Here is a 21,410-nt window from a genome sequence, read left to right on the forward strand (position 1 = left end):
GTCAGCATCCCGGTGTCCGCGGGCCCCGTTCGGGCTACCCGCGGACACCGGGCCTTACGCCGCGCGGGTGACGCGGAGGGAGTCGCCCGCCTCGGGCACGTCCACCAGGACCGTGTCCCCGTCCCGGACCTCGCCTGCCAGCAGCTGCTTGGCGAGCTGGTCGCCGATCGCGGACTGCACCAGCCTGCGCAGCGGGCGCGCCCCGTAGATCGGGTCGAACCCGTTCAGCGCCAGCCACTCCCTTGCCGCCGGGGTGACGTCCAGGGTGAGCCTGCGCTGCGCCAGCCGCCGGGCCAGCCGCTCCACCTGGATGTCCACAATGGAGGTCAGCTGCTCGGTGTCCAGCGAGTGGAAGACCACGATGTCGTCCAGCCGGTTCAGGAACTCCGGTTTGAACTGCCGCTGCACCACCGCCAGCACGGCCTCCCTGCGCTGCCGCTCGTCCAGGGTGGCGTCGGCGATGGCCTGCGAACCCAGGTTGGAGGTGAGCACCAGGATGGTGTTGCGGAAGTCCACCGTGCGGCCCTGGCCGTCGGTGAGCCTGCCGTCGTCCAGCACCTGCAACAGCACGTCGAACACGTCCGGGTGCGCCTTCTCCACCTCGTCCAGCAGCACCACCGAGTACGGCCGCCTGCGCACCGACTCGGTGAGCTGGCCGCCCTGGTCGTAGCCCACGTAGCCGGGCGGGGCGCCGACGAGCCGTGCCACGCTGTGCTTCTCGCTGTACTCGCTCATGTCGATCCGCAGCATGGCGCGCTCGTCGTCGAAGAGGAACTCGGCCAGCGCCTTGGCCAGCTCGGTCTTGCCAACCCCGGTCGGGCCGAGGAACAGGAACGAGCCGGTGGGCCGGTCCGGGTCGGCGACCCCGGCGCGGGTACGGCGCACCGCGTCGGAGACCACGGTCACCGCCTCGGCCTGGCCGACCACCCGCCTGCCGAGCTCCTCCTCCATCCGGAGCAGCTTGCCGGTCTCACCCTCCAGCAGCCTGCCGGCCGGGATGCCGGTCCACGCGCTGACCACCTCGGCCACGTCGTCCGGGCCGACCTCCTCCTTGAGCATCACCTCGGCACTGGCCGCGCCCTCGGTGGCCGCCGTCGCGGCCTCCAGGTCCTTCTCCAGCGCCGGGATCTTGCCGTAGCGCAGCTCGGCCGCCCGGCCGAGGTCGGCGTCCCGCTCGGCCCGGTCCGCCTCGCCACGCAGCTGCTCCAGCTGCTCCTTGAGCTGGCGCACCTTCTCGATCGAGCCCTTCTCGTTCTGCCAGCGCGCGGTCAGCGCGGACAGCTCCTCGCGCTTCTCGGCCAGCTCGGCGCGCAGCGCGGACAGCCGCTCCCTTGACGCGGGGTCGTCCTCCTTGGCCAGCGCCATCTCCTCGATCTCCATCCGGCGCACGGCACGCTCCACCTCGTCGATCTCGACGGGCCGGGAGTCGATCTCCATCCGCAGCCGGGATGCGGCCTCGTCGACGAGGTCGATCGCCTTGTCCGGCAGGAACCGGGCGGTGATGTAGCGGTCGGAGAGGGCCGCGGCGGCGACCAGCGCGGCGTCGGTGATCCGCACCCCGTGATGCACCTCGTAGCGCTCCTTGAGCCCGCGCAGGATGCCGATGGTGTCCTCGGTGGAGGGCTCGCCGACCAGCACCTGCTGGAACCGGCGCTCCAGCGCGGCATCGGACTCGATGTGCTCGCGGTACTCGTCCAGGGTGGTGGCGCCGACCATGCGCAGCTCGCCGCGGGCGAGCATCGGCTTGATCATGTTGCCGGCGTCCATCGCCCCTTCACCGGTGGCCCCGGCTCCGACGATGGTGTGCAGCTCGTCGATGAAGGTGATCACCTGACCGGCGGAGTCGGTGATCTCCTTGAGCACGGCCTTCAGCCGCTCCTCGAACTCGCCGCGGTACTTCGCCCCGGCCACCATCGAACCGAGATCGAGCCCGACCACCCGCTTGCCGCGCAGCGACTCGGGCACGTCCCCGGCCACGATCCGCTGGGCGAGACCCTCCACGATCGCGGTCTTGCCGACCCCCGGCTCACCGATCAGCACGGGGTTGTTCTTGGTCCGCCTGGACAGCACCTGCACCACCCTGCGGATCTCGGTGTCCCTGCCGATCACCGGGTCCAGCTCGCCCGCCTTGGCGCGGGCGGTGAGGTCGATGCCGTACTTCTCCAGCGCCTTGAAGGTGCCCTCCGGGTCCGGACTGGTCACCCTGGCCGACCCGCGCACCTTGGTGAAGGCCTCGCGCAGTGCGTCGGGAGTCGCGCCGTGCCGCTTCAGCAGGTCGGCGACCTGGCCACCCTCGGCAGCCAGCCCGACCAGCACGTGCTCGGTGGAGACGTACTCGTCGCCGAGCTCGGTGGCCAGCTTCTGGGCGTGCGTAAGGGACTTCACGGCACCGGGGTCGAACTGCGGGCTGGACACGGTCGCCCCGCTGGCCGACGGCAGCGCCTGGATGATCGGCTCGAGCTCCTTGTGCACCTGATCGGGGTCGGCACCGACCGCGGTCAGCAGCGGCTGGGCCAGCCCGTCGCCCTGCGCCAGCAGCGCGCCGAGCAAGTGCGCCGCGGCGACGTCCGGGTTGCCCGCCATGGTGGCTGCCTGCGCGGCCGACGAGATCGCCTGCTGGGTTTTCGTGGTCGGGTTGAAAGCGTCCATCCCCTCACCTCTGTTGCCGTGTACTGCGCCGATGGCAGCCTCTCGGATCTGTTGTCGTCAGGTACAACGTCAGGAAACTTGAGTCTGTTCCACTCAAGGTTTGTCTCACTCACCGCACACGACCCGGTACTCAGTGTGCGGCAGGACAAAAAAGTGGCAACCGGACGCTCGAACTGGTAACGACATAGGGCCAAGCCCTTGTATTCGTCGCGGCTTTTCGATGCACTACCGGACCATGTCTAGCATCAGCGCCGGTCCGCTGGCCACGAGCTCACCACCGGACACCGCAACACACATCCTCGCCGCCGAGGGCGGCACCCTCGCCTCGATCGAGGAATGGATCAACAGCATCTTCGAGCCGGTCTCGGACGGGCTTTCCGCCTTCGTCTTCTACGAGATCACGGTCTTCGGGGTGTCGTTCCCGTGGATCGTCGCCTGGCTGATCCTGGCCGCGGCCGTGTTCAGCGTCTACTTCGGCTTCGTCCAGTTCCGCAGCTTCAAGCTCGCACTGGAGCTGGTCCGCGGCAAGTACAGCAAGAAGGACGACCCCGGCGAGATCACCCACTTCCAGGCACTCAGTTCCGCCGTATCCGGGACGGTCGGCCTCGGCAATATCGCGGGTGTCGGTGTCGCCGTCACCATCGGCGGCGCCGGTGCCACCTTCTGGATGATCCTTGCCGGCCTGCTGGGCATGTGCACCAAGTTCGTGGAATGCACGCTCGGCGTGAAGTACCGGGAGACACATGCCGACGGCACCGTCTCCGGCGGGCCCATGCACTACCTGCGCAAGGGGCTGGCCGAGCGGTTCGGCAAGGGTGGCGCGAACATCGGGAAGATCCTCGCGGTGCTGACCGCCATCATGATCCTGTTCTTCGGCCTCGCCGGCGGCAACATGTTCCAGGCGAACCAGACCTTCGCCCAGCTCAAGGACGTCACCGGCGGTTCGGACGGCTTCCTCGGCAGCGACGGCGCCGCGCTGGTCTTCGGCATCCTGCTCGCCGTCGTCGTCGGCGCAGTGATCATCGGCGGGATCAAGTCCATCGGCAAGGTGACCAGCAGGCTGGTCCCCTCGATGGCGGTCATCTACATCGCCGCCTGCCTGATCGTCATCCTGGTCAACATCACCGACGTGCCCGCAGCCTTCGGCGCGATCATCTCCGGCGCCTTCTCCCCCGAGGGCGTGCTCGGTGGTGCCATCGGCGCCCTGATCGTCGGCTTCCAGCGGGCGGCGTTCTCCAACGAGGCCGGCCTCGGCTCGGCGCCGATCGCGCACTCGGCCGTGAAGACGAAGAACCCGGTCACCGAGGGGTACGTGGCGCTGCTCGAGCCGTTCATCGACACGGTGGTCGTCTGCACCATGACGGCACTGACGATCATCATCGCGAACACCCAGTTCTGGAACGACGCGCAGGCGACCGTGTTCGCGGGCGGCGAGACCCCGGACGGGGTCACGGTGACCTCCAGCTCCTTCGAGACGGTGCTGCCGTGGTTCCCGTACGTGCTCACCATCGCGGTGGCGCTGTTCGCGCTGTCCACGATGATCACCTGGGCGTACTACGGGCAGAAGGCCTGGACCTTCCTGTTCGGCAAGAGCCAGACCAGTGAGCGCATCTACCAGCTGATCTTCTGCCTGTTCATCGTCGCGGGCTCGGTGCTGACCCTGGGCAGCGTGCTCAGCTTCGCGGACGCGGTGCTGTTCATGCTGGCGCTGTTCAACATCATCGGCCTCTACCTGCTGATGCCGGTGGTCAAGCGCGAGGTCAAGAGCTTCAGGGAGAAGCTGCGCTCCGGCGAGGTGAAGAAGAACGACGAGAAGGTCACGAGCTGACCTGCCAGGGTGCCCGCGGGCCGGCATGGTCCGCGGGCACCCGGCCTGCCTGATCCTCCCCGTCCTCCGGGCCGAGCACCGCGCGCAGGTCGGTGTTCACCGCCCGCAACCGCTCCACCAGGCCGCGCAGCTCCCGCTCGGTCCAGTTGTCCAGCGCGCGGCCGACCAGCCCCAGGTACAGCTCCCGCCAGCGCGCCAGCTCCGCCGCGCCCCGTACCGAGATCCGGACCAGTGCCGCCCGCCCGTCCTCGGGCGCAGGCCTGCGCTCGACCAGCTCGGCCGCCAGCAGCTGGGTGATCTGCCTGCTCACCACGGAGAGGTCGACCAGCCTGCGGCGTGCCAGCTCGGACGGCCTGCACTCACCGACATCGGAAAGCTCTGCCAGCAGGCCGACGGCCGCGGGGTGCAGTCCCAGCTCCTCCGGCCAGATCCGCGCCGTCCAGGCGTGCTGCACCTGCGCCACGGCACGCAGCTCGCGCACGAGTTCGAGGCGTACCTCCTCGGCTTCGGTCATGGCCTCACCCACCCGGTTACTTGTGCTATACAACCTTAGATTCGGATAATTGTGTGCGGCAACTATTCAAAACGTGAGGTGACGCACGTATTAGCCGCATGTAAACCACCCGTCCGGAGCAACCCTGAACAAACAACCTGTGCAGCGGCTACCGCCCAAGCGGTCGGCAACATATGTTGTGGAGAGTGCTTGATCCGGAAGGGTGGAATATCCATGAAGCTGCATGGCGCCAGACGGGGAAATGCCCTGCCGTGGGCGATGAGCCCGCGGCACGCCACCCGTTCGTGACCAGTCACGAGCACGAGTACGAAGTGTGGGCGCAATGACAGCCGACGCGGTCAGCCCCGTTCCACGGGCCTCCGCGGTGCATCGCGAGGCGCCTCCGGCCGTCACCGCGATGGTGCGGCTCATCCGGGACGCCTGGGCCAAGGCCGAGCCGTACACCCCGGAGATCACCCAGTTCTTCTACGGCATGTTGTTCACCCTCGCCCCTGCCACCCGCGACTTCTTCCCGATCAATATGGAGGTGCAGCGCGGCAGGCTGGTACGCGCGCTGGTGCACATCGTGCAGATGGTGGACCGCCCGGACGACCTGGTGCCCTTCCTCCGCCAGCTGGGCCGGGACCATCGCAAGTTCGGCGTGGTGGCCAAGCACTACGAGGCGGTGGGCACGGCGCTGCTGGCCGCGCTCAAGCGGCATCTGGGCGAGGACTGGACCCCGGAGGTGGAACGCGCCTGGGCCGAGGCGTACACCATCATCGCGCGGTCGATGCAGGAGGCTGCGGCCGCCGACGACAACCCGCCGTTCTGGTACGGGCACGTCGCCGAGCACCGCAGGCTGAGCTGGGACCTCGCACTGGTCCGGATCGAGCCCGAGCAGGCGGTGCCCTACCGGCCCGGCCAGTACATGAGCATCGAGGTCCCGCAGCGGCCGCGGCTGTGGCGCTACCTCACCCCGGCGAACGCGCCGCGCGAGGACGGCTCGATCGAGTTCCACGTGCGCGCGGTGGACGGGGGCTGGGTGTCCAGGGCGATCGTCAGCCACACCCAGGCCGGGGACGTCTGGCGGATCGGTCCCCCGCTCGGCCGGATGCATGTGGACCGGGAGTCCGGCCGGAACGTGCTGATGATCGCCGGGGGCACCGGGGTCGCGACCATGCAGTCCATGCTGGACGACCTCGCCCAGTGGGCGGAGAACCCGCAGGTGCAGCTGTTCTACGGTGGCCCGACCCGGGACGACCTCTACGACCTCGAGCAACTGCGCGCGATCGCCTCGGTCAACCCCTGGCTGACCGTGACCCCGGTGGTGGAACGCGGGTCCGGACTGCCCGGCTGCGAGCACGGCACCCTGGCCGAGGCGGTCACCCGGCGGGGTGCCTGGCCCAACCACGACGTGCTGGTCTCCGGCTCACCGGCGATGATCCGGGCCACCGTGTCCAGGATGCTGGTCGCCGGGACCGCGCTGGACCAGATTCGCTACGACCCCTTCACCATCGACTGACCTCTGCTGTGAGTGACCCGTTCACAGCGGGGCAGGGTCCTGACCTGCATGAATGGTGTTACTGGCCCTCAGCGGTACGCAAGGGGTACGCAGGGGCGGAGAACGCGGTGTCGATGATGCCGCGTGCCCGGTCGTTGCTGCGTTCGAACAGGTGTCCGTAGGTATCGGCCGTGATCTTGATGGAGGCGTGGCCCATGAAGACCTGGACTTCCTTCATGGACGCGCCTCCATCGATCAGCATGGAGGCGTAGTAGTGGCGGAGTTGGTGCTGCCCGGTCCCCGGCGACGGCGTGAGCCCCGCCGTGCGCACCGCAGGGTGCCACGCGTCGCGGTTGAAGTCGCGGGCGCTGATCAGGTCGTGTCCGTCGAAGAACAGGACGCGCCAGTCCTTTCGGCAACAGGTGCACCGCACGGTGCGCGTGCCGTGCCGCTTGATGTGCGCCGTGAGCGCGTCGCTGGCCACGGTCGGCATGGGCACGGTGCGGGCCTTCCCCCGCTTCGGGGGCGCGAGCACGAGTTTCCCGTCAACCCGCTTCACCTGATGCCGGATCGTGATCTCTTTGCGGAGCGGGTTCATGTCCTCGACCGCCACGGCGAGGCTTTCGCCCTGCCGGTGCCCGCAGGTGGCCGACAGCAGCGGTATGGGCCGTGTCCGGTCGCTGAAGCCGCCGAGAACCGCGTTCACGGTGTCGTGCTCCCAGATGTCGCGCACCCGCCGAGCGGGAGCACCGGGGCCGGTCAGGCCGTCGAAGGGGTGCTTGGCGATCACCCCGTCCGTGACGGCGGTGCGCAGGATCGACCCGAGCAACACCCACGCCACAGTCAGAGTCGCGTCGGCGTAGGGTTCACCGTTGCGTTTGCGCCGGTCCCGCATCCAGGCGCGCCAGGCGGTGACGGTTGCCGGTTGGATGTCGCGCATCCGCATGACACCGAAGTACGGCCGTAGGTGGCTGTTGATCCGTGACGCGACCGTGCGCCGGGACTCCGCGTCGTAATCGCGTTGCGCGTTCCAGGTGTCGGCGTAGGCGCCGAACGTCTCGGTTCCGGCTTTGTGGTCGAACGGCACCAGCCCCTTGAGCAGGTCCCCGTTGATCTTGGTGTCGTAGGCTTCCGCGTCGCTTTTCTTGTGGAAGGACACGGTGCGGGCGCCCCGGTTGCGCACGCGCCACCGTTTGCCCCGTCCGTGCCGCTTGGTCTTGACCTTCTTACCGGTGGCCTTGTCCGGGGCGTACCAGGAGTCTTCCACTGCCATGGTCAGGCCTCGCTCTCGTCGCTGGCGTCGCCCGGCACGCCGTGGCCTCGCTGCCGGAGCATGTCCCGGATCTCGTCCTGAGTCGGCTGGTGCTGGTCGTCGTCGCTGGCCTGATCCTGTTGTTCCTCGAACAAGCCGCGTTCGCGTGCTTGCTGTACCCGCCGGTAGGCGGTGCGGCGGCTGTAGCCGAGCACGAGTTCCACGGCCTGCATCGGCGCTTTCGGGTGCTCCCGGTAGACCGCGACGACCTGCTGTAGCTCCTCCAACGAGGGGCCACGGCCGGTGGCCTGCGCGTCCTCGACCACCTTCCGCCGTTGCCACATTTCGCGCTCGTCCGCCGGGCGGGTCTCGGCGCTCAGGGGGTCTTCCTCGGTCACCACGTCGGCGAACTCCATGAACACATCGCGCACGAGCACATCGACGTTGAGCCCGGCGAGATCGCTCGTGCGCACGGGACGGCCCTGCGGGGAGGCGACCACGTGGAACCCGGTGCACTCGGGCCGTCCGTCCCGTACGGCGAACTCCATGCGCAGATCAGGGGTGCCCTTGTCGCCGGTCACCGTCCAGGTGATCGCCGCTGGAACGACGTAGTTACCCATGCGGACCAGCCCGCCGCTGCCGGAGCGCGTGGTCAGCCGTCCTCGTCCTTGCCACGTCATACGTGCTTGCCAATCTCTAGGGTGTCAATGGCACTTCAAACAGTGCCAACAGGGTGCCAACCTGTCAATGAGTGAGCGGCAAGGAGACCGCTCGGGAGTTGACAGGAGGTGACTGGATGGCTGAGCGCCGACCACTGGCGTCTCGGCGCCAGGTGGCTGTGTTCCTCGGGATACCGGAGAAGACGCTGGATCAGTGGGCGTACCGGGGTCTCGGCCCTCGGTACCGGCGGGTGGGCAAGCACGCCCGGTATGCCTGGCGTGATGTCGAGGCGTGGCTTGCCCAGCAGGGCGGCGGAGGGAGCGACGCCGCATGAGCCGAGAGAAGGAAGCCCGCCCGGCGGTCGACCAGGCGGGTTCCGGGGCACAGATCACCACTGCCGCGTGCCACGGTAGCGCGACCGGAAGTGTCCATGCCCATCTGCGCGCCCGTCGTGCGGCGTCCTACCGGCTGCCGCCGTTGCCCGAGGGGCGGCGTGACCCGCTCGACCCGCCGCCCGTGCCGCCTCGCCTGTCGGTGGAGTCGGCCCGTGCCGCCTGGCGACACCTGTACCACCACGGACTGATGTCCACCGTGGTCGAACAGACCCTTGCCCGATCCATCGGGGCGGCACCATGACCACACGCGACCACGCAGCCCAGGCCGACCGGCCGCGCACGGAGACCCACACCGACCATCGGGGAACACCCGGGGAACACGGCATCGAAACCGCTGGTCAGGAGTGTTCCCCTGTTCCCGACACTGGGGGTGGGGAACACGGGAACAGCCTGTACGCCGACGTGGCCGCGTTGCTGGACGGGGGGCTTGCGGAGCCCCCGGCGCCGGTGCTGCTGCACCGCAGCGACGGGCACGCCCTGTTCTACGCCGGGCAGGTCAACCTGCTGTTCGGCGATCCGGAGTCCGGCAAGACCCTGGTCGCGCAGGCCGCCGCGGCGGAAGCCCTGCGCGCCAGTCGGCGGGTGCTGTTCGTGGACATCGACCACAACGGACTCAACGCCACCGTGTGCCGGTTCTTGGACATGGCCGTACCCGAGGACACCCTGCGGGACCCCCACGTGTTCCGGTATGCCGAGCCCGAGGACAAGGCGCACCTGGTGGCCGTAATCGCCGACGCGCGGCAATGGCGCCCGGCGGTGGCCGTGGTCGATTCGGTGGGAGAGCTGCTGCCCCTGCTGCGGCTGTCCAGCAACAGCCCGGACGAATTCACCCTGGCCCACACCGCCGTACTCAAACCGCTGGCGCTGGCCGGAACCGCTGTGATCGCGATCGACCACCTGCCGAAAAACACCGAGAACCGCGCCAACGGGCCGACCGGCACCGTCGCGAAACGCCGAGCGGTCGGCGGGGTGTCCCTGCGGGTCACCGTCAACGAGACATTCACCCCCGGCACAGGAGGCTCCGCGTTCCTGACGATCAACAAGGACCGGCACGGCGGACTACGCCGCCACTGCCCCCAAGAAGGGAGAGAACCCACCGCAGGACTGTTCACACTGGACAGTTCCAGCCACGACCTGCACTGGTCGGTGAAAGCACCCCAACTCGGCGACGCCGCAACCATCGTCGGCGTCCCCACCAGTGATCTCGCCGAGCTGGACGCGCTCGACCCACCCCCAACCTCGGTCAGGGAGGTGAAAGAACGGCTCCGCTGGCGATCCGAACGCGCCAGTGACGCCCTGCGCGCATGGCGTTCCCACCGTTCCCGCACGTTCCCCGGGAACAGGGAACACGCCACCACACCGGGTGTTCCCCGTTCCCCACCCCCACTGTCGGGAACAGGGAACACAACAACCCCTAATCCAGAAGAGATGTCCTGTATAGACAGTCCACAACCGACCACAGAGGAAGGAAACACCTGATGTCCCGCATCGTTCGACCCGTGCAGTACGGGTCCAGCGACCTTACGGAACTGACACGACACGAAGTCGACCAGGCCCGCCGCGCCGGGCACCTGCGCGACCTGATGTCCGGCAACGACCCGGACGCCCACCCCGACTACATCCACCACACCGCCGGCTGCTCACGGCCCGCCCCCAAGCGCATCTCGCGCAACGCCAACGCGCGTGTCCTCGGGGAACCGATCATCTACCGCTGCCCCTCCTGCGGCGGCACGAACAAGGAGGACTGAGCATGCACGCAATCACCCACAAACGAACCGGCATCAAAAGCCTGCCCAGCAACGACGACCTTCCCCCACAGGCCCACCAGTTGGCCGACACCTGGCGCAAGCTGGAAGACCGGATCGAAGACCTCGAAGACCGCTTCGAAGACCAGCAGGACGCCATCCGGGAAGCCGCCCGCGCCGACGCCGAAGCATTGAAGGCCGCCGTCCTGGCCGACGAGCCCGTTCCCGAGCACGAACGCGAGCCCACCGAGCAAGCCGTACTCGACGAACTCAAGCAACAGGCCCCCATCCTCGTCACCGAACGCCAGCGCGTCAGCACGCAACTACGGTCCGTCCTCACCGAACACCGCGCCTGGATCGCTGAGAAAGGACGCGAACGACTGACACCCGCCCTCGCCGACTACCGCGCCGCGCTCGCCGACGCCGCCCGCACGGTCAAAACAGCCGCACAACGGCTTCGGGACGCATCCGAACTCCTCGGCCTCGCCGACGACCTGTACAAGGGCCACGACGACCCCGGAATACACCCCGCCGTCACCACCACCGAAGGCAACATGCTCGGGTTCGGCGCCGCCCAGATCGAGGCCAACAAGATCGCCGAATGGCTCGCCAACTGGGAAACACCCGCCGCCCGATACCGCCAGGTACGCGGCAAAAACGGCATCACCATGCGTATCGGTGCCGACACCGCGGTCGGCTTCGTCCGCGACGGCCAAGGCGAATACCTCGATGACCTACGCGGCCCCTACGACCCACCAGAACCAGCAGACCCGGCATAACCACCCACGCGCGGCTCCGAGGGACACCAACCCCTCGGGGCCGCGCACCCACCCCGACCAGAGGACACCCCCATGGGCTGGACCCCCCGCCGCGCGTTCCCCACAGCCGCCCGAGCGCGCATCCTGCAACGCGACCCCACCTGCCAGACGTGCGGCCTACGACCATCCGTGATCGCCGACCACATCACCCCCGTGGCCGAAGGCGGCAGCGACGACGAGAGCAACGGCCAAGGGCTCTGTCGGCCGTGCCACGACACCAAAACCCAAGCCGAACGGCAGCGCGGACACACACGATGGAACCAAACACGACCACGACAACAACGCAAACCCGAACAGCATCCCGGACTACTCGACTGACCCACACCAGCCAGGGGGCCACCCCTCCCCGGACCCACACGGCATAGGAAGGTGCTGTTTCCCCCGTTCTGTACGGGTCTGGCACTCACAGCCCCCAACCAACCGAACACACCGAAACCACCCCAACCAGCACAAACCACCCAGCGCCACCCCGCCGAACACCCCGCACGACGCGCGAAGACCCGCCCAGGCGATCACCACCAGGGCGGGTCCTCGCACCCACACAGCCCGTTCAACGGCCCCGCAAGACGCACCCATCGGCACCAGCGCTGCCCAGCTCGGCAACGCCCACCCACAGCTAGCCCTGCCCCGACCCATCCGGCGAGTACGGCTCGACATCACACTCGTCTAACCGCCCCTGCCGGAGCACATCCAGCGCAGCCTGCGACACCACGAGATCAGCCTTGTCAGTCACACCGAAGTCGTCCTGACCAGCCTTACCGGTCACATAGAACCATTTGAACTCCGGAAGTTCCAAAGTTCCGTAAATCTCTGTGTACTGCTCGTCGACTGTCACTTCCATATCGCGCAGCTCGAATGCGCCGAGACCGGACTTTTCTACCTTGTCAGCCAGGCTCTTGCTTATCGCGAAGCACGGGAACGATTCAAGCAGATCATCACCTAGCCATCCTTCGAATTTGAAATGTAGCTTCGAAACCCGTGGCGGATGGACACTGGTATCTATTTTGACATTGTCGCCAAATGTCGGTGATGCTTCCGGTCGTAGTATGAAATAGTCGGTCATGGTGGCTCACCTTACCGGAGGGTTGAACTGATCGCCATACTTGTCATCGAGGTAGGTGGCAAAGTCGAGCAGTTGTTGCTTTGTTGCAGTAGGGTTGTTTCGGTAGAACTCATTCCATTCTCGCCGAAGGGTTCTCAAGTGAAGAGTATTGTTAATCTCGTTTGGTATCCCTCGTAGATTGCCCAAGGAATGCATCTCTTCCGGCTGAATACTGGCTTCTGGGTACTGTCCCGCCGCTTTCTGCTCGACAGCATGATGAACGTTCACTTTGCCTTTCGTCTCCGGGTAGGCATCGGTGAAAGTCTTCCGGTAGTTCTTCGACTTGCTGTAGCCGAACTTGGCGCGCTTCTTTGGCTGGTCCTGTTGCGTCGGGCCTGCCCTGGCAGGTTGGGTACTACCGCTACCCCCGCCCGTTCATACGCCGCCCGACACAATCGCGTTAGCCGTGCCACGGATGGCCTCCTGTAATGCGGCGAGGCTGGTTATCGCGTTGTCTGCCGCTTCGGTGGCGAAACCAATCGGCGCTTCAACGCTTCCCATGTGCTTCGTGTTGCCGATCAGCGAATGCAGCGTGGTTTGAATGTTGGTCACCTGCTCTTTGATCAAGTTTGCTGCGCCGAAGTCGATTTGCTCGGCAACGTTGTTTACCTGACCGGCGAGTTCTTCGAGTCCGCTCACTGTTATTCCCTTCCCTTTACGTTGGATTGCCCTCGATCGTGCTGAGCGCGTCTGATAGTTCCGGCAGTTTCACCGGCAGCCTGGCGAAGATTCACGCGAATGTCGCAGACAGATCTACCGCCGGTCCGCTTTCGCGCGGCTATCTCGATTATGCGAACCGTCACGACCGTGCTCCTTCCGGCCGTGCCGTCGCCGACCTGATGCCGGTGATCTCCGACTCCGGCACCGGCGCACGGTGTGGCTGCCAACTGCACATACACCCAGCAGGGCAGCGGCTGGTACGCCAACGACTACAGCGTGACCTAGTGCTCCTGATCGCTGCTGCGTCGTCATGGGAAATCGTGTCCATCTCGCTCCAATCTGGACTCAGGATCATCGGCAGGCCAAAAAGGACGATCTGCCAACCTGCGATTGCAGAAGCCAGCGAAGGCAAGCGCGTGCGACGCCAGCGCGATGGCGAATTCCTTGCCGACCGAGGCGTCCTGCAAGCGCGGTCCGATGGTCAACACCACCTCGTCGGTACCGTCACCGATGATCAACCCCGGCAAGCGGCCGTGATACAACGGGACCGGCCGCGTGTGGCACAACGGGTTGATAGCAACGACGATCCGGCCGTCGCCTGCACTGTCGCTGTCGTCGCTCATTCCCTCGCCTTGTCCGATGTGGACGCCAGCGAGGCCGACACGATGCGGGACGCCTCGGCCTCGCTGGCTTGCTGGGGCCGGTAGAGGCACCCATGGACGAACGACGCGCTGGACACCCCTACCGGCGAACGGGTGCGGCGCTGGCCCCAGTCGGGGGAGAGGGAGAAAGCCAGCGCACGTACCCCTGTCGCGACTCGGAACGGCAACCGCGCACCCGCACTCCGTGGGCACTTTGCAGCGGTCAACGGTCCGTACCGCCCGAACAACACTAAGCACGCAGGTGGCTACGAAGTGCCAGTTTCGGTAACAGTCCGTTCAGACGACAGGAGTATCCTGTGACCGGCCGTACGGAAAGGTGTCAGGATGCCTGAAGTAGCTTCAATCGGTGAACGTACCGCGATACAACGTAAGCTGAGTGGCCTAACGCAAACCCAATTGGCCCAGCGCGCTAACTACTCACTGTCATATGTGCGAGCGGTTGAACAGGGTCGTGAACCAGCATCCCCCGCGTTCACCGCCGCCGTCGCACGCGCTCTCCGCGTTGAGCCCGAGCAGCTAACCGGCGCCCCGTACCGAGAGACGATCGAACAAGAGGGACCGCTAGAAGGGCTGACCGACCTTCGAGCGGTCCTGGCAGAAGGTCAGTACGTCAATCCGGTCCAACCGGACTCGGTTGACGCAATGGCAACCGAGATGGACGCCGTTAACCGGGTCTACCGCAACGACAAGGGCAGGCAGGCGCTGGCGCGGTTGCCCGTCCTGCTCCGTCAGTTGCACGGCGCTGTGAGGGATGCCACGACGGACACCGAACGTGGTCGGCTGTATTCCTTGCTTTCGGCCGGATACGTAACCGCAGAGCGGTTGTGCAGGCGATTCGGCTACATGTCCCTGTGCACGCCTGCGGTTGACCGGCTGGAGTGGGTAGCGGCTCTAGCAGATGACCCCCTGTACGTCGCCCAGGCCAAGGTCAAGCGCGCCCGTGTGCTGATGTACTTGGACGCTACCGACGTGGGGCTCTCGCTTGTGGAGCAAGGACTTGACGACATCACAGGAGACGACGAACCCGCAGTCGCGGTACGTGGCTATGCACACCTCTGCGGAGCGATCGCGGCAGCACGCGGACGCAAACCCGACACAGCTCGCGCTCACATTGCGGAAGCGCGCAATCTCGCCCCGCGCGTGAACGGCGAGAGCGACGCCTACGGGACGCTGTTCGGCAAGGGCAACGTCGGCATTCACGCCTGCGCGGTGGAGATGGAGGCAGGCGACCCCGGCAGGGCCGCGAACGACGGCTCAGCGCTCCGCCTGCCGTCCGGAATCGCGCCGCCGAGGGCAGGGCACCACTGGCAGGACACCGCGCGTGCCTGGCTACTCTCAGGCCAACCGAACAAGGCGCTGGACGCCCTGAACCGCGCCCGGAAGGTCGCACCCCAGCAGACCCGCCTACACCCCTCGGTACGGGAGACCCTGACCGGCATCGCCGAGTCCGAGCGCCGCCGCTCGGACAGCCTGACCTCATTCGCCGGATGGGTAGGTATGCGCTTCTGACCGGCACACCTGCCATGCGTACCGGTACGCAACGGGTACACACGAGGTCAGAAACCGGCGAGAGTCGACGAGACCCGCTGAGAGGCATTTTTGCTGGTCAACCCGCATGTAGACAAGATCAACGCAGGTCAGGACCCTACCCGCCGTGAATGGCCCGTTCACTGCGAAAATGCAGGGAACGGGCCGCTCACAGCATTGGGCGGGCAAGGAAACGATGTTCCTCGGCTCGTGGGTCATCGGCACCGCGATGGTGCTCGCCGGGCTGCTCGGCCCCGCGCTGGGCGAGCTGTCCGGGCGACCATCACCGAGCACACCTTCGGCTACCAGACCGACCTGCAGCAGGTCGAGTACCAGTGGCGCCTGGTCGGCGAGGTACAGCGCACCGAGCGGTTCTTCCTGGTCAAGATGACCGGCCAGGTGGCACTGATGCTCCCCCGCCGGGTACTCACCGCCGAGCAGGACGCCGAGCTCGACGCCTTCCTCGGCCAGCTGGCCCCGGCCGGCTGAACCCGGCCCACGCCACCAGGCGCTGATGACATGATGTGCACCGACCAGGGGGAGGGCCCGTGCACATCGAGATCCAGAGTCAGTTCGACGCCGGAGAAGACCTCAGGGACCTCAGGCAGGCCATCCGGCTGGGAATGCGACGGCAGCTCTGGGGCCTGGCCGCGGCGTGCCTCGCGTTCCTCGGCGGCGGCGTCCTCCTGCTGCTGAACGACCTCGTGATCTCGGGAATCCTGGCGTTCGCCGCCGTGCTGTTTCTGCCCGTGTGGGTTGAGCGCCGGATCCGCGCGACGATCGCGGAACTGCGGAAACGGCTCGACCGGCCGGGGCGCGTGCTCGTGACCGACGAGTCCTACGCCTACGAGACCGATCTTGAGCAGGCCGAGTACCGCTGGGAACAGGTCAAACGGGTGCTCGTCAACCAGCGGTTCTTCCTGGTCGAAGTGACCGGTCAGGTCGCGCTCGTCATCGGGCGCCGGCACCTCACCGCTGCGCAGGACGCCGAACTCGGTGCCTTCCTCGAGAACCTGACCCCCGCCCGCTGACCGGCTCAGCGGGGGCGGCGGGGCGGGCGCCAGACGACCAGTGCGGCCTCCTGGCGCACCGGCACCAGATCCTTGCGGTAGGAGGCGTGCACCGCGGCCGCGGCCTGTTCGGCGGCGGCGTAGGCGCCCGCCAGTTCCTCGGTCAGTTCCCGCACCCGCTCGCGCAAGGCGTCGACCTGGTTCTCCAGCTCGATGATCCGCTTGATCCCGGCGAGGTTCACGCCGTCCTCCTGGGACAGCCGCTGCACCTCGCGCAGCTGTGCGATATCCCGCATGGAATAGCGCCTGCCCCCGCCCGAGGTGCGGCCGGGGGAAACCAGTCCCTGCCGGTCGTAGGACCGCAGGGTCTGCGCGTGCAGCCCGGACAGCTGGGCCGCGACCGAGATGACGAACACCGGGGTGTCCTCGTCGGCGCCGTGCGGAAGGCCGCCGGGCAGCGGGGAGGAACCGAACATCACGAACCTCGCTCTCGCAGCATCGTGGTGATCTCGGGACGCGGATCCTCACCCGCGCTCGCCTCGGCGTAACGCTCCAGCGCCGCCTTTGCTTCCGAGTCAACCCGCGCCGGAATGGCCACCTGCAGGGTCACCAGCAGGTCGCCCTGAGTGCCGTCGCGCTTGTGGATGCCCTTGCCGCGCACCCGCAGCACCCGGCCGTTCGCGGTGCCCGGCTGCACCTTCACCGACACCTTGCTCTCCAGCGTCGGGACCGTGATGGTGGCACCGAGCACCAGTTCCGGGAAGGAGACCGGAACGGTGATGGTCAGATCATTGCCGGATCGGCCGAACACCCCGTGCGGCGCCACGTGCACCCGCACGTACAGGTCACCGGCAGGGGCACCGCCACGGCCGGGCTCGCCCTGCCCGGCCAGCCGGATGCGCTGGCCGTCGCTGACCCCGGCCGGGATGCGCACGGTCAGCGTCCTGGTCCGGGTGCTCACTCCCTCGCCTACGCACTCGGGGCACGGGTCGTCGATCACCGTGCCGCGGCCCCGGCAGTCCCGGCACGGCTCGGAGAAGGCGAACGCCCCCTGACTGCGGCTGACCAGCCCCGCGCCACCGCAGGTGGTGCAGGTACGCGGCATGGTGCCCGGCTTGGCACCGTTACCGCCACAGGTCGCGCAGGTGGTCGGGCTGGAAAGACGCAGCGGCAGGGTCGCGCCCTGCACCGCCTCGGTGAAGTCGATCCGGACATCGGTCTCGACATCGGCCCCGCGCTGGCCCCTGCCCGCGGTGCCACCGGCCGCGCCGCGGCGGCCGAACAGGTTGCCGAGCATGTCGCCGAGGCCGCCGAGCCCGCTGGTCTGACCGCCACCGCCGAAGATGTCACCGAAGTCGAATCCGCCGGTGCCCCCGCTGCCGCCACCGGGGAAGCCGAAGCCACCTGGGCTGCCGGAGCCGAACAGCTGCCGCGCCTCGTCGTACTCCTTGCGCTTACCAGGATCGGACAGCACCCCGTAGGCCTCGGAGACGGCCTTGAACTTGCGCTCGGCCTCCTCGTTGCCAGGGTTGGCGTCCGGGTGGTTCTCCCTGGCCAGCTTGCGGTACGCCTTCTTGATCTCCTCGGTGGAAGCGTCGGAGGAGACGCCCAACTCACGGTAGAAGTCCTTGCCGATCCATTCCCTCGCGCTCATCGGGCGTCCCCTCCCTCCTTGCTGTTATCGAGCGTTCTCATCGGTGTTCAGCGGCAGTTCGCCCTCGACCGGTGGGTCGACCGGCGCCTCCGCCTGCGTGGCAGCGGGCTCCGCCGCCGGTTCGTGATCGGTCACCCCGACCAGCGCGGCGCGCAGCACGCGATCGCCGATCTGGTAGCCACGGCGCAGCACCGTGGTCACCGTCGGACCGTCCACCTCGGGCGAGGTGGCGTGCTGGACGGCCTCGTGCACGCTCGGGTCGAAGGGCTCGCCCTCGGTGCCGAACGGCTCCAGTCCGGCTCGCTGCAGGGTGTTCACCAGCTTGTCGGCCACCGCCTTGAACGCGCCGGTGAGGTCACCGTGTGCCTCGGCCCGCTCCAGATCGTCCAGCAGCGGCAGCAGGTCGCCGACCACGGAGGCCTTGGCCGTGACGGCCGCGGCCTCCCGCTCGCGCTCGACCCGCTTGCGGTAGTTGGCGTACTCCGCCTGGATCCGCTGCAGGTCGGCGGTTCGCTCGGCCAGCTGCTGCTCAGTGTCGGAGACCGGGGTGGCCGGTTCGTCCAGAGTGGACTCACCGGCCTCGGGGCCCGCGGCGCTCACCGGCACCTCCGGGACGCCCTCGACCTCGACCGGCTCCTGCCGGAGCTCCCCGGTCTCCGGGTCGATCTTGCGACGATCACGGACCACGACTCGGGGCTCCTCGCTGTCGTTGCCGGCATCCATGCTGTGCCTGCCCATTCCGACTGAGTCCTCGCGATCCGAATCGGTCACTTCTTCTCGTCCTCGTCCACGATCTCGGCGTCGACGACATCGTCCGCCTTCGCCGAGCCGGACTCGCCCGCGCCACCAGCGGCGCCCGCGGCACCCGCGCCTGCCGCACCGGCCTCGCCGGACTGGGCACCGGTGTTCGCGTACAGCGCGGTGGCCAGCTCCTGGGAGGCGGAGTTCAGCTTCTCGATGGACTCCTTGATCTTGCCGGTGTCGGTGCCCTTCAGCGACTCGTTGGCCTCGTCGATCGCGGTCTGCACCTTGCCCTTGAGGTCATCCGGCAACTTGTCCTCGTTGTCCTTGATGAACTTCTCGGTCTGGTAGACCAGCGTCTCCGCCTGGTTGCGGGTCTCGGCCTCCTCGCGGCGCTGCTTGTCCTCCTCGGCGTGCGCCTCGGCGTCCTTGACCATCCGGTCGATGTCCTCCTTCGGCAGCGCGGAGCCACCGGTGATGGTCATCGACTGTTCCTTGTTGGTGCCGAGGTCCTTGGCGGTCACGTGCACGATGCCGTTGGCGTCGATGTCGAAGGCGACCTCGATCTGCGGCACACCGCGCGGTGCAGGCGGGATGCCGGTCAGCTCGAACATGCCGAGCTTTTTGTTGTGCGCGGCGATCTCGCGCTCACCCTGGAACACCTGGATCTGCACCGAGGGCTGGTTGTCGTCCGCGGTGGAGAAGATCTCCGAGCGCTTGGTCGGGATCGTGGTGTTGCGCTCGATCAGCTTGGTGAACACACCACCCTTGGTCTCGATGCCAAGCGAAAGCGGGGTCACGTCCAGCAGCAGGACGTCCTTCACCTCGCCCTTGAGCACACCGGCCTGCAACGCGGCGCCGACCGCGACGACCTCGTCCGGGTTCACGCCCTTGTTCGGGTCCTTGCCGCCGGTCAGTTCCTTGACCAGGTCGGCGACCGCGGGCATCCGGGTGGACCCGCCGACCAGCACCACGTGGTCGATGTCGGACAACCCGATACCGGCGTCCCTGATCACGTTGTGGAACGGCGCCTTGGTGCGGTCCAGCAGGTCGGAGGTGATCCGCTGGAACTCGGCACGGGACAGGTTCTCGTCGAGGAACAGCGGGTTCTTGTCCGCGTCCACCGTGATGTACGGCAGGTTGATGTTGGCGCTGCCCGCGCTGGAGAGCTCGATCTTGGCCTTCTCCGCCGCCTCGCGAATGCGCTGCAGCGCCATCTTGTCCTTGGTCAGGTCGACGCCGTGGCTGGACTTGAACTTGTCCACCAGCCAGTCGACGATGCGCTGGTCCCAGTCGTCCCCACCGAGGTGGTTGTCACCACTGGTGGCGCGGACCTCGACCACGCCCTCGCCGATCTCCAGCAGGGAGACGTCGAAGGTGCCGCCACCGAGGTCGAAGACCAGGATGGTCTGCTCCTTCTCGCCCTTGTCCAGCCCGTAGGCCAGCGCGGCCGCGGTGGGCTCGTTGACGATGCGCAGCACGTTCATGCCCGCGATCTGGCCCGCTTCCTTGGTGGCCTGCCGCTGGGCGTCCTCGAAGTAGGCGGGCACGGTGATCACCGCGTCGGTGATCTCCTCGCCGAGGTAGGACTCGGCGTCCCGCTTGAGCTTCATCAGCACCCGCGCGCTGATCTCCTGCGCGGTGTAGGCCTTGTCGTCGATCTCGGTCTTCCAGTCGGTGCCGATGTGCCGCTTCACCGACCGGATGGTCCGGTCCACGTTCGTGACGGCCTGGTTCTTCGCGGGCTGCCCGGTCAGCACCTCGCCGTTCTTGGCGAAGGCGACGATGGACGGGGTCGTCCGCGAACCTTCCGAGTTGGCAATGACCGCCGGCTCGCCGCCCTCGAGCACGGCGACGACCGAGTTGGTCGTACCCAGGTCGATGCCGACCGCTCGCGCCATGGGTTGTTCCTCCTGTGTGTCCTGAACTGCAGCTTTCCGCCCGCGTTGAGCGGCCTCTACTCAAGTTCTATCCCGAGTGGGTATCGCCCGTCAAACCAGACTTGAGCGATCCGCACTCAACCTTCCTGCCGGGCTCAACGGATGGGCAGGCCGAGTTGTTCCCTGGCTGGTCCCGCCCAGGTCAGGCGGTCCGCACCAGGACGTCACCGGTGCCGGCCCTGGCCTCGATCCGGTGGGCTGCGCCCGGGTCATCCGGCACCCGGACCTCGGTCCGGCCGGTTCCGGCGGCGGCGTCCACCTGGTAGGTGGAGCGCGGCACGGTCACCGTGACCGAGCCGCTGGTCGTCTCGGCCCGCACATCGGCCGGTTCGCGCAGGGTGAGGTCGATCTCACCGGAGTCGGCGCGCACGTCCACGCTCGCCGCGCCGTCCACCCGCACCGCCCCCGCTCCGAGGGTGCCGCTGACCGGCAGGTCACGCGGCAGCACCAGGTCGTACTCGACCTCGCACTCCGTACCGCAGCCCTCGAGCACGAGGGTGTCACCGCGTACCTGGTGGCTGCTTCCCGGCCGATCGCCCCGGTAGGTCACCTCCCTGCGCAGCGAGACCGGGGCGTCCTCGCGCACCCGGATCCGCACCGCCCCCGCCGGCAGCTCGAAGCTGACCCGCGCAACCGGTTCGGGCACCGGCCTGCCATCGGTGAAACTGGCGGCCGCGTCGAACGGTTCGCCGCATCCGGCGAGCGCACTCGACCCCAGCGCCCCGGCCAGCACCCAGCCGAGCATCCTGCGCCCGTTCCGTCCCATCGCCATC

The 21,410-nt window shown here is 67.5% G+C and carries 24 protein-coding genes and 1 pseudogene; 12 read left to right on the forward strand and 13 right to left on the reverse strand.

Going from position 1 to position 21,410, the window contains the following annotated elements:
* Positions 1-54: 54 nt before the first annotated feature.
* Positions 55-2,649, reverse strand: coding sequence for an ATP-dependent chaperone ClpB (gene clpB, locus KOI47_RS34110; RefSeq protein WP_216211645.1), 2,595 nt, complete (start codon positions 2,647-2,649; stop codon positions 55-57).
* 235 nt (positions 2,650-2,884) lie between these two features.
* Between clpB and KOI47_RS34115 the strand changes: the two genes are divergently transcribed.
* Positions 2,885-4,477, forward strand: a complete 1,593-nt coding sequence (locus KOI47_RS34115; protein WP_216211648.1) for an alanine/glycine:cation symporter family protein — start codon at positions 2,885-2,887, stop codon at positions 4,475-4,477.
* Here KOI47_RS34115 and KOI47_RS34120 read toward each other — a convergent pair.
* On the reverse strand, positions 4,467-4,991 hold the full coding sequence (locus KOI47_RS34120) for a MarR family winged helix-turn-helix transcriptional regulator (protein ID WP_216211651.1): 525 nt from the start codon (positions 4,989-4,991) through the stop codon (positions 4,467-4,469). The genes KOI47_RS34115 and KOI47_RS34120 overlap by 11 nt on opposite strands.
* A 322-nt stretch (positions 4,992-5,313) precedes the next feature.
* Between KOI47_RS34120 and KOI47_RS34125 the strand changes: the two genes are divergently transcribed.
* Entirely contained in the window at positions 5,314-6,492 is a 1,179-nt protein-coding gene (locus tag KOI47_RS34125; RefSeq protein WP_216211654.1) for a globin domain-containing protein, read from the forward strand.
* Between the two features lie 58 nt (positions 6,493-6,550).
* Here KOI47_RS34125 and KOI47_RS34130 read toward each other — a convergent pair whose 3' ends face one another.
* Both KOI47_RS34130 and KOI47_RS34135 read right to left on the reverse strand, forming a co-directional pair.
* Positions 6,551-7,744, reverse strand: a complete 1,194-nt coding sequence (locus KOI47_RS34130; protein ID WP_216211658.1) for a tyrosine-type recombinase/integrase — start codon at positions 7,742-7,744, stop codon at positions 6,551-6,553.
* Positions 7,745-7,746: 2 nt separating this feature from the next.
* Positions 7,747-8,343 carry a hypothetical protein gene (locus tag KOI47_RS34135; RefSeq protein ID WP_216211662.1) on the reverse strand — a complete coding sequence of 199 codons (597 nt, stop codon included), beginning with the start codon at positions 8,341-8,343 and terminating at the stop codon, positions 7,747-7,749.
* A 176-nt stretch (positions 8,344-8,519) separates the two neighbouring features.
* Between KOI47_RS34135 and KOI47_RS34140 the strand changes: the two genes are divergently transcribed.
* From KOI47_RS34140 to KOI47_RS36590, 6 genes are all read left to right on the forward strand, one after another.
* Positions 8,520-8,717 (forward strand): helix-turn-helix transcriptional regulator, encoded by a 198-nt coding sequence (locus KOI47_RS34140; protein ID WP_216211666.1) that lies wholly within the window; start codon positions 8,520-8,522, stop codon positions 8,715-8,717.
* Complete coding sequence (locus KOI47_RS34145; RefSeq protein WP_216211669.1) at positions 8,714-9,019, forward strand: hypothetical protein; 306 nt, start codon at positions 8,714-8,716, stop codon at positions 9,017-9,019. Before KOI47_RS34140 ends, KOI47_RS34145 begins: the two co-directional genes overlap by 4 nt.
* Entirely contained in the window at positions 9,016-10,257 is a 1,242-nt protein-coding gene (locus KOI47_RS34150; RefSeq protein WP_216211671.1) for an AAA family ATPase, read from the forward strand. Before KOI47_RS34145 ends, KOI47_RS34150 begins: the two co-directional genes overlap by 4 nt.
* Complete coding sequence (locus KOI47_RS34155; RefSeq protein WP_216211674.1) at positions 10,257-10,526, forward strand: hypothetical protein; 270 nt, start codon at positions 10,257-10,259, stop codon at positions 10,524-10,526. Before KOI47_RS34150 ends, KOI47_RS34155 begins: the two co-directional genes overlap by 1 nt.
* A gap of 2 nt (positions 10,527-10,528) precedes the next feature.
* Positions 10,529-11,302, forward strand: coding sequence for a hypothetical protein (locus KOI47_RS34160; protein ID WP_216211675.1), 774 nt, complete (start codon positions 10,529-10,531; stop codon positions 11,300-11,302).
* A 72-nt stretch (positions 11,303-11,374) separates the two neighbouring features.
* Positions 11,375-11,659 (forward strand): HNH endonuclease, encoded by a 285-nt coding sequence (locus tag KOI47_RS36590; protein ID WP_408629878.1) that lies wholly within the window; start codon positions 11,375-11,377, stop codon positions 11,657-11,659.
* 298 nt (positions 11,660-11,957) lie between these two features.
* On the opposite strand, the gene KOI47_RS34170 is transcribed toward KOI47_RS36590, so the two are convergent.
* From KOI47_RS34170 to KOI47_RS34185, 4 genes are all read right to left on the reverse strand, one after another.
* On the reverse strand, positions 11,958-12,404 hold the full coding sequence (locus KOI47_RS34170; RefSeq protein ID WP_216211680.1) for a hypothetical protein: 447 nt from the start codon (positions 12,402-12,404) through the stop codon (positions 11,958-11,960).
* A gap of 414 nt (positions 12,405-12,818) precedes the next feature.
* Complete coding sequence (locus tag KOI47_RS34175) at positions 12,819-13,082, reverse strand: hypothetical protein (RefSeq protein ID WP_216211684.1); 264 nt, start codon at positions 13,080-13,082, stop codon at positions 12,819-12,821.
* A 329-nt stretch (positions 13,083-13,411) separates the two neighbouring features.
* Positions 13,412-13,726 (reverse strand): hypothetical protein, encoded by a 315-nt coding sequence (locus tag KOI47_RS34180; protein ID WP_216211686.1) that lies wholly within the window; start codon positions 13,724-13,726, stop codon positions 13,412-13,414.
* Positions 13,723-13,932, reverse strand: coding sequence for a hypothetical protein (locus tag KOI47_RS34185; RefSeq protein ID WP_216211690.1), 210 nt, complete (start codon positions 13,930-13,932; stop codon positions 13,723-13,725). The genes KOI47_RS34180 and KOI47_RS34185 overlap by 4 nt, the downstream gene beginning before the upstream one ends.
* Before the next feature lie 157 nt (positions 13,933-14,089).
* Between KOI47_RS34185 and KOI47_RS36075 the strand changes: the two are divergent.
* The 4 genes and pseudogenes from KOI47_RS36075 to KOI47_RS34200 form a co-directional block, all read left to right on the forward strand.
* Positions 14,090-14,269, forward strand: a pseudogene (locus tag KOI47_RS36075) (helix-turn-helix domain-containing protein); the annotation flags it as partial.
* 138 nt (positions 14,270-14,407) lie between these two features.
* On the forward strand, positions 14,408-15,274 hold the full coding sequence (locus tag KOI47_RS34190; RefSeq protein WP_232376973.1) for a tetratricopeptide repeat protein: 867 nt from the start codon (positions 14,408-14,410) through the stop codon (positions 15,272-15,274).
* Between the two features lie 228 nt (positions 15,275-15,502).
* Positions 15,503-15,781, forward strand: a complete 279-nt coding sequence (locus tag KOI47_RS34195; RefSeq protein WP_216211695.1) for a YcxB family protein — start codon at positions 15,503-15,505, stop codon at positions 15,779-15,781.
* A gap of 59 nt (positions 15,782-15,840) precedes the next feature.
* Positions 15,841-16,323, forward strand: coding sequence for a YcxB family protein (locus KOI47_RS34200; protein WP_216211698.1), 483 nt, complete (start codon positions 15,841-15,843; stop codon positions 16,321-16,323).
* Between the two features lie 5 nt (positions 16,324-16,328).
* Here the strand turns inward: KOI47_RS34200 and KOI47_RS34205 are convergent, their stop codons facing one another.
* From KOI47_RS34205 to KOI47_RS34225, 5 genes are all read right to left on the reverse strand, one after another.
* Complete coding sequence (locus tag KOI47_RS34205) at positions 16,329-16,778, reverse strand: heat shock protein transcriptional repressor HspR (RefSeq protein WP_216211701.1); 450 nt, start codon at positions 16,776-16,778, stop codon at positions 16,329-16,331.
* Positions 16,778-17,956 (reverse strand): molecular chaperone DnaJ, encoded by a 1,179-nt coding sequence (gene dnaJ / locus KOI47_RS34210; RefSeq protein ID WP_216211705.1) that lies wholly within the window; start codon positions 17,954-17,956, stop codon positions 16,778-16,780. The genes KOI47_RS34205 and dnaJ overlap by 1 nt, the downstream gene beginning before the upstream one ends.
* Before the next feature lie 24 nt (positions 17,957-17,980).
* On the reverse strand, positions 17,981-18,694 hold the full coding sequence (gene grpE / locus KOI47_RS34215) for a nucleotide exchange factor GrpE (protein WP_216217744.1): 714 nt from the start codon (positions 18,692-18,694) through the stop codon (positions 17,981-17,983).
* A gap of 29 nt (positions 18,695-18,723) precedes the next feature.
* A complete protein-coding gene (dnaK, locus tag KOI47_RS34220; protein WP_216211712.1) occupies positions 18,724-20,598 on the reverse strand; it encodes a molecular chaperone DnaK in 1,875 nt (624 codons plus the stop codon).
* Between the two features lie 181 nt (positions 20,599-20,779).
* Positions 20,780-21,403: a DUF4097 family beta strand repeat-containing protein gene (locus tag KOI47_RS34225; RefSeq protein WP_216211715.1), complete on the reverse strand. Its 624-nt coding sequence runs from the start codon at positions 21,401-21,403 to the stop codon at positions 20,780-20,782.
* Positions 21,404-21,410 lie beyond the last annotated feature (7 nt).

This window comes from Amycolatopsis aidingensis, assembly GCF_018885265.1.
In the GTDB taxonomy this organism is placed as follows: domain Bacteria; phylum Actinomycetota; class Actinomycetes; order Mycobacteriales; family Pseudonocardiaceae; genus Amycolatopsis; species Amycolatopsis aidingensis.

Bases quoted from the DNA above. Each gene is read 5' to 3' on its own strand.
- KOI47_RS34120 (WP_216211651.1), bottom strand. From the start codon at position 4,991: ATGACCGAAGCCGAGGAGGTACGCCTCGAACTCGTGCGCGAGCTGCGT.
- KOI47_RS34205 (WP_216211701.1), bottom strand. From the start codon at position 16,778: ATGTTCGGTTCCTCCCCGCTGCCCGGCGGCCTTCCGCACGGCGCCGAC.
- grpE (WP_216217744.1), bottom strand. From the start codon at position 18,694: ATGGGCAGGCACAGCATGGATGCCGGCAACGACAGCGAGGAGCCCCGA.
- KOI47_RS34225 (WP_216211715.1), bottom strand. From the start codon at position 21,403: ATGGGACGGAACGGGCGCAGGATGCTCGGCTGGGTGCTGGCCGGGGCG.
- KOI47_RS34145 (WP_216211669.1), top strand. From the start codon at position 8,714: ATGAGCCGAGAGAAGGAAGCCCGCCCGGCGGTCGACCAGGCGGGTTCC.
- KOI47_RS34170 (WP_216211680.1), bottom strand. From the start codon at position 12,404: ATGACCGACTATTTCATACTACGACCGGAAGCATCACCGACATTTGGC.
- KOI47_RS34180 (WP_216211686.1), bottom strand. From the start codon at position 13,726: ATGAGCGACGACAGCGACAGTGCAGGCGACGGCCGGATCGTCGTTGCT.
- KOI47_RS34135 (WP_216211662.1), bottom strand. From the start codon at position 8,343: ATGGGTAACTACGTCGTTCCAGCGGCGATCACCTGGACGGTGACCGGC.
- KOI47_RS34130 (WP_216211658.1), bottom strand. From the start codon at position 7,744: ATGGCAGTGGAAGACTCCTGGTACGCCCCGGACAAGGCCACCGGTAAG.
- KOI47_RS34150 (WP_216211671.1), top strand. From the start codon at position 9,016: ATGACCACACGCGACCACGCAGCCCAGGCCGACCGGCCGCGCACGGAG.
- dnaJ (WP_216211705.1), bottom strand. From the start codon at position 17,956: ATGAGCGCGAGGGAATGGATCGGCAAGGACTTCTACCGTGAGTTGGGC.
- dnaK (WP_216211712.1), bottom strand. From the start codon at position 20,598: ATGGCGCGAGCGGTCGGCATCGACCTGGGTACGACCAACTCGGTCGTC.
- KOI47_RS34140 (WP_216211666.1), top strand. From the start codon at position 8,520: ATGGCTGAGCGCCGACCACTGGCGTCTCGGCGCCAGGTGGCTGTGTTC.
- KOI47_RS36590 (WP_408629878.1), top strand. From the start codon at position 11,375: ATGGGCTGGACCCCCCGCCGCGCGTTCCCCACAGCCGCCCGAGCGCGC.
- KOI47_RS34160 (WP_216211675.1), top strand. From the start codon at position 10,529: ATGCACGCAATCACCCACAAACGAACCGGCATCAAAAGCCTGCCCAGC.
- KOI47_RS34125 (WP_216211654.1), top strand. From the start codon at position 5,314: ATGACAGCCGACGCGGTCAGCCCCGTTCCACGGGCCTCCGCGGTGCAT.
- KOI47_RS34115 (WP_216211648.1), top strand. From the start codon at position 2,885: ATGTCTAGCATCAGCGCCGGTCCGCTGGCCACGAGCTCACCACCGGAC.
- KOI47_RS34155 (WP_216211674.1), top strand. From the start codon at position 10,257: ATGTCCCGCATCGTTCGACCCGTGCAGTACGGGTCCAGCGACCTTACG.
- clpB (WP_216211645.1), bottom strand. From the start codon at position 2,649: ATGGACGCTTTCAACCCGACCACGAAAACCCAGCAGGCGATCTCGTCG.
- KOI47_RS34190 (WP_232376973.1), top strand. From the start codon at position 14,408: ATGGCAACCGAGATGGACGCCGTTAACCGGGTCTACCGCAACGACAAG.